This window comes from Streptococcus sp. Marseille-Q3604, from assembly GCF_916619785.1.
GTDB lineage: Bacteria > Bacillota > Bacilli > Lactobacillales > Streptococcaceae > Streptococcus.
Window position 1 is genome coordinate 113507 of sequence record NZ_CAKAKM010000002.1, and the last position, 14933, is coordinate 128439.

Here is a 14933-nt window from a genome sequence, read left to right on the forward strand (position 1 = left end):
GAAGAAAATGGAATTTCAAACACTTAATAATGGCATCAAAATACCCGTGCTTGGTTTTGGTGTCTGGCAAATTTTCGATCAAAAAGAATGTCAAAAAGCCGTTGAAGATGCTCTTTCTGTAGGCTATCGATTAATTGATACTGCTAGCCTTTATCGAAATGAGGAAGCCGTGGGACGTGCCATTAAGGCAACTGGTATCCCTCGCGAGGAGATTTTCCTGACTAGTAAGGCCTGGATTAGCCAGCTTGGCTACGAAGATACCAAATTAGCCCTAAAAGAAACACTTCGCAAACTAGATACTGACTATCTTGATTTATATTTGATTCATCAACCTTTTGGCGACTTACATGGTGCCTGGCGTGCTATGATTGAGCTTAAGCATGAAGAACTTATTAGAGCCATTGGTGTTTCTAACTTCTCAACAGGGCGTTTGGCGGATTTTGCCTTACAGACACCTGTAATTCCAGCGGTCAATCAAATCGAGTTGCATCCCTATAAACAACACAAACTGATCCAGAAAGCTGATAAGGAATTTGGCACCCTAACGCAAGCCTGGGCTCCTTTTCATAGAGGAGAGGATGGTATTTTTCAGGACCCAACTCTAACTGCTATTGCTGAAAAACATGGCAAGACAGTTGCCCAGGTCATCCTCAGATGGCAAACCCAACAAGGCATTCTGACCATTCCTAAAAGTACTCATATCGAACGGATGAAGGAAAACTTTAATAGTTTTGACTTCCACCTAGACCAAGCAGATCTTGATGCTATTAGTAGACTGGACCGATACCCAGACGCCTATGGACCCGATGAAAGCGTGGAACGCATTAAGCATTTATTGAAATATAGTGTATAAGAAAAACGAGTTCGACTGAACTCGTTTTTCTTATACACTAGCTCCTCTTGTGGCTTTCCTTAAGTAGTGACGGAGCTTAGGTGACATTCTCCAGTAAATAATTTTCAGTTTTAAGGAATCAGAACTCCTAAGTGCTAGACTTAGATGTGTTTCAAGCGCTTTACTCACAACCGAAGATTAGTAAAAAAACAGTTTAGCAATTCTACGAATTGGAAAACTGTTTTTATATGATATTTTACCCAATCACACTTCCATTTGGAACAGATGGATCTACTGTCAAGACAGTGAGTTTGCCATCATGTTCTGCGGAAAGAATCATACCTTGGCTGACATATTTCTTCATCATCTTACGTGGTTTAAGGTTAGCCACGATTTGGAGTTTTTTGCCGACCAATTCTTGTTCATTTGGATAGAATTTAGCAATACCTGAGAGGATTTGGCGGTCTTCTCTGTCGCCAGCGTCAAGACGGAAGCGAAGCAATTTATCTGAACCTTCGACTTTTTCCACTTCTTTAACTTCAGCGACACGGATTTCAACCTTGTCAAAGTCGTCAAATTTGATTTGGTCTTTTTCAGACTTAAGTTCGACCTCTTCTGGGTTCCATTCTTTCTCTTGAGGTTTGCCTGCGTTCATTTGAGATTGGATGTAAGCAATTTCTTCGTCCATGTCAAGACGTGGGAAGATTGGAGTTCCTTTTGAAACGACTGTCACATTTTCTGGGAAGCCAGAAAGTTCAAGATTTTCAAGGTCAAATACTACTGGCAATCCAAGTTGTTCCATAATGGCATTTGAAGTTGTCATCATGAATGGTTGGATGAGGTGGGCTACCACACGAAGGCTAGCCGCCAAGTGAGCCATAACCGCTGCCAATTGTTCCTTGTCACCATCCTCTTTGGCAAGTACCCAAGGAGCTGTTTCATCAATATACTTATTGGTACGTGAAATGATGTTCCAAACGGCGTCCAAGGCACGTGGGAAATCTACAGCTTTCATTTGTTTGTGGAATTCTTCAATATTTTCAGCCACAACCTTAGCCAAATCAGCATCAAAGTCTGTAACGTTCTCAACATAGGCAGGCACTTGACCACCGAAATACTTGTTAATCATGGCAACTGTACGGTTGAGGAGGTTCCCAAGGTCATTAGCCAACTCGTAGTTGATACGAGCCACATAGTCTTCTGGTGTGAAGGTACCATCTGAACCGACAGGAAGACTACGCATAAGGTAGTAACGGAGTGGATCAAGACCAAAACGCTCTACCAACATTTCTGGATAGATCACGTTTCCTTTAGACTTAGACATCTTACCGTCTTTCATGACAAACCAACCGTGGGCAACAAGACGTGTAGGCAATGGCAAATCAAGAGCCATAAGGATGATTGGCCAGTAGATTGAGTGGAAACGAAGAATATCCTTACCAATCATGTGGATAATTTCGTGGTTTTCATCATTTTGCCAGAACAAATCAAAGTTACCATGCTCATCCTGACCATAACCAAGGGCAGTAATATAGTTAATAAGAGCATCAATCCACACATAAACCACGTGTTTTGGATCTGACGGTACTTTTACTCCCCAAGTGAAGGTTGTACGTGACACAGCCAAATCTTCCAAGCCTGGCTCGATGAAGTTTTTAAGCATTTCATTCATACGACCATCAGGTTGGATAAATTCTGGGTGTTCTTTAAAGAAGGCAGTCAAACGGTCTGCGTAATTGCTGAGTTTAAAGAAATAGGATTCTTCAGAAACTAGCTCCACTTCATGCCCTGATGGGGCTACCCCACCAATGACATTACCTTGCTCATCACGGTAAACTTCTGCCAACTGACTTTCGGTGAAAAATTCTTCATCTGACACTGAGTACCAACCTGAATATTCACCAAGGTAGATATCTCCTTGTTCCAAGAGACGCTCGAAAACTTGAGCAACAACTTTTTCATGGTAATCATCAGTCGTACGGATGAATTTATCGTATGAGATATCCAAAAGTTGCCAGAGGTCCTTAACACCAACAGCCATACCATCCACATACTCTTGTGGTGTGATGCCTGCTTCTTCAGCCTTTTGTTGAATCTTTTGGCCGTGTTCATCAAGCCCAGTAAGATAGAAGACATCGTAGTTCATCATACGTTTGTAACGTGCCAAGACGTCACAAGCAATAGTTGTATAAGCAGAACCAATATGTAATTTACCAGATGGGTAATAGATAGGTGTTGTGATGTAGAATGTTTTTGTCATTTTAATTTCCTTTCATGTGTTAACAAATGGGCTAACACTGATGATATACCATCTTATTATAGCACGTTTTGGACACTAAAAAAACCAGCTAGGCTGGTTTTAAACATTACTAGTTTTGAAAGAGCTTTTTATCAGCTCTAACATCACGTTCATAGTCATAATCTAATTTCTTCACGTCATCCTCTGATAGGCATTTGAAGCTTCTTTCTTCTGTAAGTTTACCTTTCTTATTATAAGTTGTGACGATTAATTTATCACCCTTAACCTTGTATCGAACGGTTTCTTCGAGAGATTCTTTGTAGGATTTAACGTAAATCTTTTTACTTTCATCGTTATCAGCCTTAGTTCGATATTCACTTATTTTGTATTGATTATCTACTGCCTGGTCAATGACTTTCGTATATTCAGATAGTGACATGTTTGGTTTAAGCGTTCTAGACCAAGCATCTGGACGGTATGCTTCGTCAGTATCATAGTCTGTAAAGTCAACCAGATTGTTCCCGCCAGCTAAGGTATAAAAATAAAATTTAACATTATTCCCTTTGACTTTAACAAAATCATGAGCCTCTAGGCCACTTTCCTTGAAAGATTCCATACCATCAACCATTTTCTTCTTATCTTTATGGTAAAAGCGATAAGTTTCAAGTAGATAGGTTCCTTCAGGTATTTTACCACCTTGCAGGTGCATAAACGCATAGCCACCAAATGAAAGTGCCACTAGGACAATCGCTCCCACCACAGAAGCAATAATAATTTTAGCTTTCTTAGACAAGCCTGTCTTAGCAGGAGCAACTTGTGAAACGGCTTGTGTCACTTGATCACTCAACTGAGATTGTTGAGGATTAACACCCTCGTCCTTAGACTCTTGAGAAATAAATTCCCCATTAGCTTTTGCTTGTTGGATTTCTTCCTCTGTCGGCTTACGATTATTGATTGTTTCGAAATAATCTAACCACTCTTTTTCGTTCATAAAAGTCCCCTTTTTCATTGATATTTCCATTCTACCAGAAAAAAGACTCCAAAGCTATTTGACTATTTTCATAAAAAGAAAAGCGGTACCAAGATGGAGTTTTAGCTCTCCTTCTTGTACCACTTTGCTCATTTACATCATTGGCTGATTAAATTTTATCAATGCCTCTTTTGCTGCTTTTACTATCGTCAGAGCCTGATTTAGAACCACTACCATAGTCATCGCTGTAACCATAACCGTAGTCACCTCCATAACCATAATTAAAGTAATCCTTATACTCGTCGTACTGATCACTATAAGTCTTCAATTCTTTCTTATAATCTTTAATTGCATCCTTATAATCATCCCAACGCTCTTCAGCATCCCCCTTACTCATACGCTTATAAGTAACACGGGATTGAAGTTCTCCATCCTTGTCATAAGTAGATAGCGTATACTCGTCACCTTTTTTGACGTAAGTTCGTTTTTCTTTGAGAGATTTCTTGTAAGATTTTACAGATTCTTTAACGGCTTCTTTTGTAGCGTCTTTAGTGTAAAAAGAATAATCCTTAGACATATCTTTCATGAAGTCTTTGACTGTAGATTCAAGCTCTTCAACTGTTAAAACTTCTGTCTGAGTTTTATTCCATGGATCGAACTGCTGAGGGATTTCATGTTCATACTCTAACAAGCTAACATAAGGTGATTTATTGTCCTCGAGATAAGAATAGTATCTAGATCTATTATTTTTTACTTCTACAAAGGAGTAGACATCATCAAATTCATCGAAAGCATTTACCATCTTATCTTTATCTTCATCACGATAAGAATAGGCCACTACCTCATATGTTCCATCCGCAATCTTACCTGACTGATAACGCCATAATGAATAGCCACCAACAGAAAGTAAAATCACTGCCACAGCACCCAAGACTGATGCTAGAATAATCTTGGCTTTTTTTGACATTCCTTTTTTCACTGGCATGGCTTGTTGGAAGGTTGCTGTTGTTTGGGCAAACTGAGGCTGTTGCGTCATAGAAATAACAGGTTCAGCTGGTTTAATATTTCTTGGCTCATTAGCCTGTCCAGTTGCTCCAAAGACATTAGGTCGTTCAAGGATAAACTCGCCTGCTGCTTGAGCTTGAGATAACTCTGCGGGAGTTGGTTTACGACCGTTGACTAATTCAAAGTACTCAATCCACTCTTGCTGGTTCATAATAATCTCCTTTTTTATTGGTCTACTGTTCTATTGTACCAAAATAAATGGTGAAATAGTATTTGACAATTATCATAAAGACTGTAAGGTTTTTTAATAAAACATTTGGCTATGATTCTCGATAGTAAAAAGGTACTTGGTCGGTAAGTAGTTCAACGCCAGATGAGATAATCCCCATCATGCCTTGAATAATTATAATACTTCAAGGAATACTCATAATCCCAATCATAACCACTTTTGACCTCTTTGGCTTCCTCTGAGCTCAATCGTTTAAAAGTTCTACGCGACTCAATATGTCCATCATCAGCATAAACAGTCAGAACAAGACCATTAGGTCGCTTTTCATAAGTTCTTTTTTGCTTCAACATTTTTTTATAATCGTCTACACACCTTTGGACAGATACTTCCTTTACTTTTGAATACTCTTCTCCCTTTTTAGAAATCTTATCAATATGAGAAATCACTAGAGCTTTATATTCAGAGACTGTTAGATCCTGTTTCAAAGTCCCAGTATGTGGGTCAAAAGTCTGTGGAAGCTTTTCATCGTGCTCAAATGGTGAGACAAAAGGTTCCCCATCCCCCACAAAAACATAATAAAATTGAGATTTCATATTCTCAACAACTATAAAATCCTCATATAAGCTATCATTATTCTCTCCTCGCTCAGTCCAATTTATCAATTCATTGGAATATGCCGATTTAGCCTCATATTTTACCATCTGATAGGTACCATCTGGAATATAGTTCTGTTGATACTTCCAAAATCTTCCCTCTCCTATGGCAATCAAAACTGTCGCAACAAGTCCTAGAAAAACAATAATCCCAATCTTCCATTTTTTTGCCTTAGTCATACCTCTCCCCTTCATATTAGCCTACTTTTTAATACTATTTTACCAAAAATAGAGAGGAAATCTGTGACTTGACTACCAAAGAAAAAGAGGTTGAGAACTCATACTCTCAAACCTCTTTTCATCTATTTACTTTTTAAGATCCTCAGCACCAATGACTGGGTATTCGGTCAATCCTGATACTACTTCTTTAGCCTGGTCTGATTCTTCTGATTTTTTCTCAAGATCAAACTTAGGTGCATCTTTTTCATAAGCATTAATGATATCGGCTACAACTGGGTGACGTACGACATCGCTAGCAGAGAAGTGAACAAAATCAATAGCCTTGATTCCCTTCAATTTCTCCATGGCATCGACAAGACCAGATTTAACACGACGTGGAAGGTCAATCTGACTCATATCCCCATTGACAATCATCTTAGAATTAAACCCAAGACGAGTCAAGAACATCTTCATCTGCATGATGGTTGTATTTTGCGCTTCATCAAGGATAACAAAGGCATCTTCGAGGGTACGACCACGCATATAAGCAAGAGGGGCAATCTCAATAATTTCACGTTCCATTAGGCGAGTCGTTTGCTCTTTGCCAAGAATTTGATAGAGGGCATCATATACTGGACGAAGGTAAGGATCTACCTTTTCCTTGAGATCGCCAGGCAAAAAGCCAAGACTTTCACCTGCCTCAACTGCTGGACGTGTCAGAACTATACGTTTAACTTGACCACGTTTAAGAGCTGTAACTGCAAGGGTAACCGCTAAAAAGGTCTTCCCTGTACCGGCTGGACCAATCCCAAAGACCACATCATGATTTTTAATGCTATCAACATAGACCTTTTGTCCTAAAGTCTTCACTCGGATAGGCTTACCACTATTGTCCTTGATAATCTCTTCTTCATATAAAGCAACAAACTTATCAATTGAACCATCTTGAGCCATAGTCAAGGCTGCGACAACATCTGATGTGTTGACTAGCATTCCACGCTCCACTAAAACAAGGAGGGCTTGAATGGTCAAGCGAGCCAATTCAACACTTTCCTCGTCATCTCCAAGAATCTGCACACGCTCTGTTCGAGCATGAATGATAACATTTAGGTTTTCTTCGATAAGTTTTAGATGGCGCTCATTGGTTCCAAAAAGTGATAAGACATCATCTGGGTGATTTAGGGTAATTTCAACAGAATACTCTTGCAAATAGAGTTCCTCTTTCTTAAGTATTTTTATCCATTATATCAAAAAAATCACGCCAAGCGTGACTTTTTGTAATTCTTAATTATGCGTTGAATGACACGTGAACGTGGTCATAGTGGTTTTCAGTAACGCTACCACGGTCAGGCATTTGGTTCCAAGTGTTGGCTGGTCCGTAGATATTATCTACTGGTGCGTAGAATTGTTGTCTGTAGATGACATATGAGATACCTGCATTTGAGATATTGTCTACTGCATATTGAGCAACTTGATTACCAACTTCTGAACCAACTGGTACCATAACGTCAACGGCAAGTCCTTGACCATGGTCTTGTGGATCACCTTCACGGTAACCACCGATATCAGTAAGACCGAATTGTGCTGCTACATCTTGACGGAAAGCTTCAGCTTGTGGTTGAAGGTGTGGATCCGTTGGAAGTGTATTTGTTGATGCAGGTTGTGCTGCTGGTGCCTCTGAAGCCGCTGGTGCCTCTGATGCTACTTCTGATGTTGCTGCTGGTTCTACCGCTGGCTGTTCTGCTGGCGCCTCTGATGCTGCTGGTGCTTCTGAGGCAGCTTCTGATGTTGCTGCTGGCTCTGCAGCTGGTCGTTCTGCTGGTGCCTCTGAAGTTGCTGGTGCTTCTGAAGACGCTTCTGACGTTGCTGCTGGTGCTTCTTCTTTTACTTCAGGTTGTGCTGGTGTTTCAGCAGCTGGAGTAGTTTCTGCTTCAGGTGTAGCTTCTGCTGACGCAGTTACATGATCAATAGCATCAGCAACTGGTTGTTCAGTTTCTGCGTATGCTGGTGCTTCTGATGCTGATGCGATAGCTTCTGTTACTTCTGAAACAGCTTGAGTTGATTCTTCTGTAGCAGGTGCTTGAGTAGCTGTTGTGCTTACTGTTTCAACTGGAGCTGTCAAGTCCGCTGCAACTACAGATTGACCATTTACAGTCACTTCGTTAGTTGTCAAATTAGCTTCTGCAACTACAGGTGTAGTTGATGTTTCTGAAGCTGGAGTTTCAACTCTAACAGAGACTGCTTGATTATCAGAATTGTAAGTTGCTGTCAAGACTGTTCCAGGGTAAATCAAATCAATGTTTGTAATTTGATTGATGTTAGCCAAAACGTTCACATCGATACCCATTGCTTCAGCGATACTTCCCAAAGTATCACCGTATTGAACTGTATAAGTTTGTTGGTTATCACTTACAGCGATATCTGCTTTGATTTGGTCTACTGAACGTGCTGCCCAGTTTGAAGTTTCATCGGCATGTACGTGACTTGCAGCAAAAAGTGAAAGTGCTGCGGTCGAGTAAAGAAGAGCCTTTGTTGTTTTAGATTTTGATAACATGTATAATTCATTCCTTTTTAACAATTTTAACTTCTACAATAATACCACACTTTTTGTCAAAAGAGAGGTGATTTACTGCACTTTAAAGCAATTACCAACTAGTTGTAACAAGCCTAATTTATTGAAAAAAAGCTGATATATTTGTAAAAAATTGTAACAATTCATCCCGTTTCAAATGGTAATTACTTTTTAAAGAAAATGCTAAAAGTCATTATGCTTATCGTAAACTTAGTCACTATTAATGGGCTAGATAATCTTCCCAAATCTGGTCAAACTGCCCTAGATTAAAGGAAAAGCTAGCTTGATCTTCCAAGTAACGACTGACTTCTTCAAAGTCATCGGTATGCTTCGGGAAGGTTGAATCTTCAAAAGCCAAATCAGCCAAGATTGCTACTGGTTCATTGGATTTGGGATTACGCTGGGCCATCAGCCAAGTATAAAAGGATTTTCTCATGCCTTCTCCTAACCGATTAATTCTGTTCCAAACTGATCTTGTTTGATTTTTTTGGCCTTCATCAGACCACCTAGAGCCTTCTTAAATTGACCCTTAGAAATACCGAAGGTAGCCTTGATATCTGCTGGTGATGACTTGTCATTAAGTGTCATAAAACCACCATTGCTCTCTAAATAGGTCAAAATCATCTGAGCATCATTTTCGAGCATTTCAAAAGAACGTGGCTTAAGAGAAAGATTAAGGGTCCGGTCAACTTCTCTGAACCCAATCACACGTGCTTCAAGGACCTGACCTAAACGTGGCTCCGAATAACGTTCTGATGGATGGATGAAACCAAGCATGTTATTCTCTGGCAAATAAACAAAAGTTCCTGACAATTTGAGACGGTAGGCAATGGCTGGCCATTTTTGGTTTTGCATATTATCGTAAGCAGGTCCAGCCATACGTTGAAAGACCTCAGGTTCAGCAGGAAGTCCCCAAATACGGTCTTTTTTGTCAACATCGAGTTTGATGTAGAGTTTATCCCCCTTCTTAGGCCAAAGCTCTTTGAGTTCTGGCAAAACATCGAGAGAGACAACAATCTCCTTATCTGGAATTCCTACGTCTACAAAGACACCCAAATCCTTACGAACTTCAGTGACCTCTCCCCAACCATAGGAATCGCGAGTTGCCTTGATTTCCTTTTGAGTCAGACGTGATTTTTGCTTGCTATCTGTATAGGCGAAGCCTGTCACCATGTCACCAATGGCGTATTTCCCTTCTTCTTTAGACAAGGCAAAAGTCACACCGTCCTTTTGTACAAAGTAAAATTTATCATTTTCATCAGTTACTAGGGCAGTAATGATCGTTCCAAGTAATGTATTCATCTTTTTCCTCTAAAAAGAGAGTCGGACAAGGAAGCTAACATAGTCCATGCTCTTTTGCTTCTGTCCCACTCTCCTTATTTTTCTATTGATTAAACAGTAAGGAGTTCTTTTTCCTTTTCTGCTGTCATGCTGTCAATCTTCTTAACAGCGTCATCAGTTGCTTTTTGGATATCTTTTTCCAAAGCTTTCAATTGATCTTCGGTGATTTCTTTGTCTTTTTCTTGCTTCTTAGCTTCATCCATAGCATCACGGCGGATGTTACGGATAGCGATTTTAGCATTTTCGCCGACTTTTTTCACTTCTTTAGCCAACTCTTTACGTGTTTCTTCTGTAAGTGCTGGGATAACCAAGCGCACAACAGAACCATCATTAGCTGGGTTGATTCCAAGGTCAGATTCATTGATAGCACGTTCGATATCAGCAATTGAACCTTTATCAAATGGTGAAATCAAAAGGACACGTGCTTCAGGGACCGTGATTGAAGCCAATTGGTTAAGTGGTGTTGGAGCACCGTAGTATTCTACAGTGATGCGGTCAAGAAGTGAGGCATTGGCACGACCTGCACGGATAGAGCCAAATTCACGGGCCAATGACTCGTGTGAGTGGGTGAAACGTTCTTTTGCTTTTTCAATAATTGCGTTTGTCATAAATTCTCTCTTTCTTACTTGTGTGATTCTGCTTTGTTAGATACAGTTGTCCCAATTTGCTCACCAAAGATAACACGTTTGATGTTTCCTGGTTCGTTCATGTTGAAGACAACAAGGTCAATGTCATTATCCATTGAAAGGGTAGAAGCTGTGGCATCCATAATTTTCAAACCACGTTTGATAACTTCCACGTGTGTCAATTCATCAAATTTGACAGCATCAGCGTTTTTACGAGGGTCGTCATTGTAGACACCATCAACGCCGTTTTTAGCCATAAGAATAGCATCAGCTTCAATTTCAGCTGCACGAAGAGCCGCTGTTGTATCTGTTGAGAAGTACGGTGAACCAATACCTGCTGCAAAGATAACAATACGACCTTTTTCAAGGTGACGAAGGGCACGACCACGAATATAAGGCTCTGCCACAGATTTCATATCAATCGCTGTCTGAACACGTGTATCAACACCGAGTTGTTTCAAACTATCTGCCATAACAAGGGCATTCATAGTTGTTCCAAGCATACCAGTATAGTCTGCTTGAACACGATCCATTCCTGCTTCAGCTGCAGGTTCCCCACGCCAAAGGTTACCACCACCGATAACTAGAGCAATTTGAATACCTGAATCCGCTACCTCAGCAATTTCTTTAGCCATAGCTTGGACAGTTGGAAGATCAATCCCAACACCTCGTTCACCAGCTAGAGCTTCACCTGAAAGCTTAATGAGGACACGTTTGTATTTTGGTTCTGCCATGATTTCTCCCTATTAACTATTTTGTTTTATGATTTAATTCTTAGCTGAGATTCATCTTTCCTAAGTCGTCAATTACCATCCTTTTAAGGTGGTTAAGGGGCTTATTCAAGCAACTCCTTTTTATGATTAGGATAGGAAAATGTTCTCTTTTTTTGCAAAGAAAACACTAAATCTTCATCCTTACTATTTTATCATAAATTAGGGTTTTCACCTAGTCAAATATTTAAAAAATATCCTTACAAGATAACTGTAAAGGTAATGGTGTCATTTTTATAAGAGGCAAAGATACGCCCCTTAAATAATTTGACCATACTTTGAGCCATGGAAAGGCCAATGCCAAAACCTTTGTGTTCTTTGTTATTATGGGATTCTTCAATACGATAAAAACGCTCAAAAAACTTGCTATAGTCAACAGCCTTACCTTCTTTATAGGTGTTTGACACTTCTAAACGAGCCCGTTTTCGCGTTCTTCCAATCTGACGAAGTCTTACCGTAACTGTCCCTTCTGGATCACAATACTTGTTAGCATTATCCACAAGGAGAGTTACAAGTTCAAAGAGAGACTTCTCCTCAGCCTTTACATGGATATCTGGGGCGATATCCATAACGAAGGATTTGCCATCTCGGACGACAGGTCCCTTAAAGTCCTCGGCTGCATCCTCTGTAATATAGGAAAAATCCACATCTTGAAGAACAATGTCCGGCTGCTCTTCCAGACGAGATAGAGCCACAAGAGAATTGATTAGATTGGTCAAACGTGCCACCTGGTCATTAGTTGACTTGGTCCATTCATTCTCCCCTGTCATGAGTTCCTGTAACTCCGTATTAGCAGAAATAATAGCTAATGGGGTTTTCAATTCATGACCAGCATTGGTGATAAAACGTCGTTGCTTTTCGTAGTTTCGAATGAAGGGACGAATGACGATTCCTGATAAGGCACTGACAATGACGACAAAAAAGATAAACCCAAACAGTGATAAAAGGATAGAAAGACTGAGCAAGGCTTGGGAAGAATTGTAATAAGAGGTCGTGTCCAGGAAGACCACAAGAATCTTATTTTTGCTGACTTTGCTAACCTGATAACTCAGATTGATATTTTTTTCTCTAATTGTTCCAAGAGTATTCGTCATACGGCTAGCTGCAAGTGCATAGCTAACAGCTTCTTCATCATCTATTAAAGAAGTATGGCTGGTATCCTGACTGACCACTTTATCACCAGATAAGGTCACACTGAAAAAACGAAAACTATCCAATGGAATTTCATGCCCTTGATCGGTCTCAATTTTTTTAGTTTTTCCGAAACTACCATTATTTTCTGTAAGCGTGTTGAGAACCTTACTAATTTCCTGTTCTGTCTGAAAGGACCTCACAGTATTGATGATTCCCACTGTAAAAACCAAGATAAAGAGAATAGCCAAGGAAGCAATCGTAATAAATTGAAGTCGTAAACGTCTAAACATGCACTACTCCTCTCTAATTGGCAAGAAGGCAAAAGTCACCACCCTTTTCACCAAGAATGCTGATATCAGCCTGGATGGCTTGCAATTTCTGACGCAAATAGGAAATATAGACCCAGACAATCGATTCGTCCACATCTTCCTCATCATCCCAGATGGTCTTAAAAAGGTGCTCAGTCGTTAATTTCTTGGCAGGATTGAGCATGAAGTGGGCCATTAACTTGGTCTCTCTGCTTGAAAGTCGAATGGCGTTCCCAGCTACTAACTCCTGCTCCTCTTGGTCCAAACGAACAGAACCAAGTGTCAAAATTTTGGCAGTAAAGGTCTCACTAACACGACGCTCTAGCGAGCGCAAACGAGCCAAAAGTTCTTTAAGAGAAATCGGCTTGGTCAAGTAATCGTCTGCCCCAGCGTCAAGTCCTGTCACACGATCATCAACTTCAGCCATGGCCGTCAACATAATGACATGCGTCGTATTCCCAAAGGAGCGAATCTCTTTCAGGGCCTCAATGCCTGTTTTAATGGGCATCATGATATCCATAATCATTACTTGATAGGCATTCTGTGCGGCTAGGTCAACTGCCTCTTGACCGTTAAAGGCCTGATCCACCTCATAGCCTTGATGCTCAAGAGCCGCCTTGTAAACTCGAGAAAGAGCTTCCTCATCCTCAGCTAGTAGAATTTTCAAAGCCATTCTAGTCCCCTCCTTCTTGAATTAAGTTACGGATGGTCTGCATGGTCAAATCGCATGAAGCTAATTCATCCGCACAGCGCTTAAGCTCACGGGTAATCATTTCTGGATTCTTGATATCATGCTTGTACTTCATCTGATGCTCCAAACTGGCCCACGAATCCTGAGCGATGGTCCGAAGCTGAACCTCAACAAAATAGGTTCCTCTCTCATTTCCTAAGACATCTGGAAACTCGGTTTCTACTTCCAAAATGAGATGGTATGAACGATAACCATTAGGCTTAGCATTTAAAATGTAATCTTTCTCGTTGTAGATAGAAACGCCAGGGATAGCCTTAATGACATCGATAGTCTTGTAAATATCATCGACAAAGCCACAAACAATTCGAATCCCTATACTGTCACGGATTTCCTTGAGTGCAGACTGGCTGGTTTCAGGTAAATTTTTCCGACGACACTTTTCACGCATAGAATCGCTCTCTTTGATTCGTGAAATGAAATGCTCATAGAGTTTGAAGCCTGTTTCTTTTTTGCTAGTAATATTAGCCGCAATAATTGGGTCTGTTATTTCTTGTAAAATCTTGGGAAGATACTGTGCATATTCCCCATAAATACTTGGAGTTGACATATAAACCTCCTCTAATAGCGTTTCTTAATTATAGCATAGATAGGCTTAAAAATAAGGAATGAGCCAGCTATGAGAGTCTCTTAAAGAATAAGAAAAAATCCAGCCGAAGCCAGATTCAATTTGCTTATCTAAGTTCAATTAACACAAGGCTATGCATCAAGTGGTTTGACAAAAGGCCAGTTGCCTAGTTTGTGTGTTTCATAGGTCAAGACCTTGTAACCACATTGCTTGTAGCCATTTTTCTCATAGAAAGGCACATTGTAATCGCGATTGGTAATCAAGCCAAGACTACGACCTCCTGTACTACGTACAAAAGGTTCAACCCCTTCAAGCAAGAAACGACTTCCTATACCTTTTCTTTGATAATCTGGAGTTACTGCTAACATCATCAGGTACCAATCGTATTCTGCAGAATCCTCCAGATGTCTTTCAGACTCTTCAACAAAATTAAAGTACTTAAACAACTTAGTGATGCTTATGAAACGGAAAAGCTTGGTCGCTCCGTTCTGGAGATAGTTAAGCATAGAAATCGTCTGATGCTGTAAAATAGCTGCCGCAACAATGCGACCATCCTTTTCAGCCACCAAACACGAATCCATCTTTATAGCTAAACGCACCAACATTTCCTGCAAGGCTAAGACAAATTCCTCATACTGTTCAGGATTCTTTAAATTAGTGGCAATCATTGAAAGATAGGGATAATCTTCAAAGGCATCTGCACATACTTGTGCCACTTCCTGAACTTCGTCTAGTCTTGCTTTGCGATATTGCATCTTAATCTCCTAATCTGTCTGTTT

Annotated in this window: 15 protein-coding genes; 1 reads left to right on the top strand and 14 read right to left on the bottom strand. The window is 40.2% G+C overall.

The window, feature by feature from the left end:
* Positions 1–7 precede the first annotated feature (7 nt).
* The gene (locus tag LG375_RS04825) at positions 8–853 is read left to right on the top strand and encodes an aldo/keto reductase (protein ID WP_225745413.1); all 846 of its coding nucleotides are present in this window, start codon (positions 8–10) and stop codon (positions 851–853) included.
* Positions 854–1088: 235 nt separating this feature from the next.
* Here the strand turns inward: LG375_RS04825 and metG are convergent, their stop codons facing one another.
* From metG to LG375_RS04895, 14 genes are all read right to left on the bottom strand, one after another.
* Positions 1089–3092 carry a methionine--tRNA ligase gene (gene metG / locus LG375_RS04830; RefSeq protein WP_225745414.1) on the bottom strand — a complete coding sequence of 668 codons (2004 nt, stop codon included), beginning with the start codon at positions 3090–3092 and terminating at the stop codon, positions 1089–1091.
* Positions 3093–3201: 109 nt separating this feature from the next.
* Entirely contained in the window at positions 3202–4080 is an 879-nt protein-coding gene (locus LG375_RS04835; RefSeq protein WP_225745415.1) for a hypothetical protein, read from the bottom strand.
* Positions 4081–4210: 130 nt separating this feature from the next.
* Positions 4211–5257 (bottom strand): hypothetical protein, encoded by a 1047-nt coding sequence (locus LG375_RS04840; protein WP_225745416.1) that lies wholly within the window; start codon positions 5255–5257, stop codon positions 4211–4213.
* A 152-nt stretch (positions 5258–5409) separates the two neighbouring features.
* A complete protein-coding gene (locus LG375_RS04845; protein ID WP_225745417.1) occupies positions 5410–6108 on the bottom strand; it encodes a hypothetical protein in 699 nt (232 codons plus the stop codon).
* 126 nt (positions 6109–6234) lie between these two features.
* A complete protein-coding gene (locus tag LG375_RS04850) occupies positions 6235–7296 on the bottom strand; it encodes a PhoH family protein (RefSeq protein ID WP_118185730.1) in 1062 nt (353 codons plus the stop codon).
* Between the two features lie 79 nt (positions 7297–7375).
* A complete protein-coding gene (locus tag LG375_RS04855) occupies positions 7376–8641 on the bottom strand; it encodes a LysM peptidoglycan-binding domain-containing protein (RefSeq protein ID WP_225745418.1) in 1266 nt (421 codons plus the stop codon).
* 238 nt (positions 8642–8879) lie between these two features.
* On the bottom strand, positions 8880–9095 hold the full coding sequence (locus LG375_RS04860; RefSeq protein WP_002885591.1) for a YozE family protein: 216 nt from the start codon (positions 9093–9095) through the stop codon (positions 8880–8882).
* Between the two features lie 8 nt (positions 9096–9103).
* Positions 9104–9961 (bottom strand): RNA-binding virulence regulatory protein CvfB, encoded by an 858-nt coding sequence (cvfB, locus tag LG375_RS04865; RefSeq protein WP_073685637.1) that lies wholly within the window; start codon positions 9959–9961, stop codon positions 9104–9106.
* An 89-nt stretch (positions 9962–10050) separates the two neighbouring features.
* Positions 10051–10608 (bottom strand): ribosome recycling factor, encoded by a 558-nt coding sequence (gene frr, locus LG375_RS04870; protein WP_002886708.1) that lies wholly within the window; start codon positions 10606–10608, stop codon positions 10051–10053.
* Between the two features lie 14 nt (positions 10609–10622).
* Positions 10623–11360 carry a UMP kinase gene (pyrH, locus tag LG375_RS04875; protein ID WP_002885551.1) on the bottom strand — a complete coding sequence of 246 codons (738 nt, stop codon included), beginning with the start codon at positions 11358–11360 and terminating at the stop codon, positions 10623–10625.
* A gap of 236 nt (positions 11361–11596) precedes the next feature.
* Positions 11597–12820, bottom strand: coding sequence for a sensor histidine kinase (locus LG375_RS04880; protein ID WP_048676331.1), 1224 nt, complete (start codon positions 12818–12820; stop codon positions 11597–11599).
* A 13-nt stretch (positions 12821–12833) separates the two neighbouring features.
* Positions 12834–13511: a response regulator transcription factor gene (locus tag LG375_RS04885; RefSeq protein WP_048676333.1), complete on the bottom strand. Its 678-nt coding sequence runs from the start codon at positions 13509–13511 to the stop codon at positions 12834–12836.
* Between the two features lies 1 nt (position 13512).
* The gene (locus tag LG375_RS04890; RefSeq protein WP_002890107.1) at positions 13513–14136 is read right to left on the bottom strand and encodes a GTP pyrophosphokinase family protein; all 624 of its coding nucleotides are present in this window, start codon (positions 14134–14136) and stop codon (positions 13513–13515) included.
* Between the two features lie 149 nt (positions 14137–14285).
* Positions 14286–14909 (bottom strand): GNAT family N-acetyltransferase, encoded by a 624-nt coding sequence (locus tag LG375_RS04895; protein WP_037601875.1) that lies wholly within the window; start codon positions 14907–14909, stop codon positions 14286–14288.
* Positions 14910–14933 lie beyond the last annotated feature (24 nt).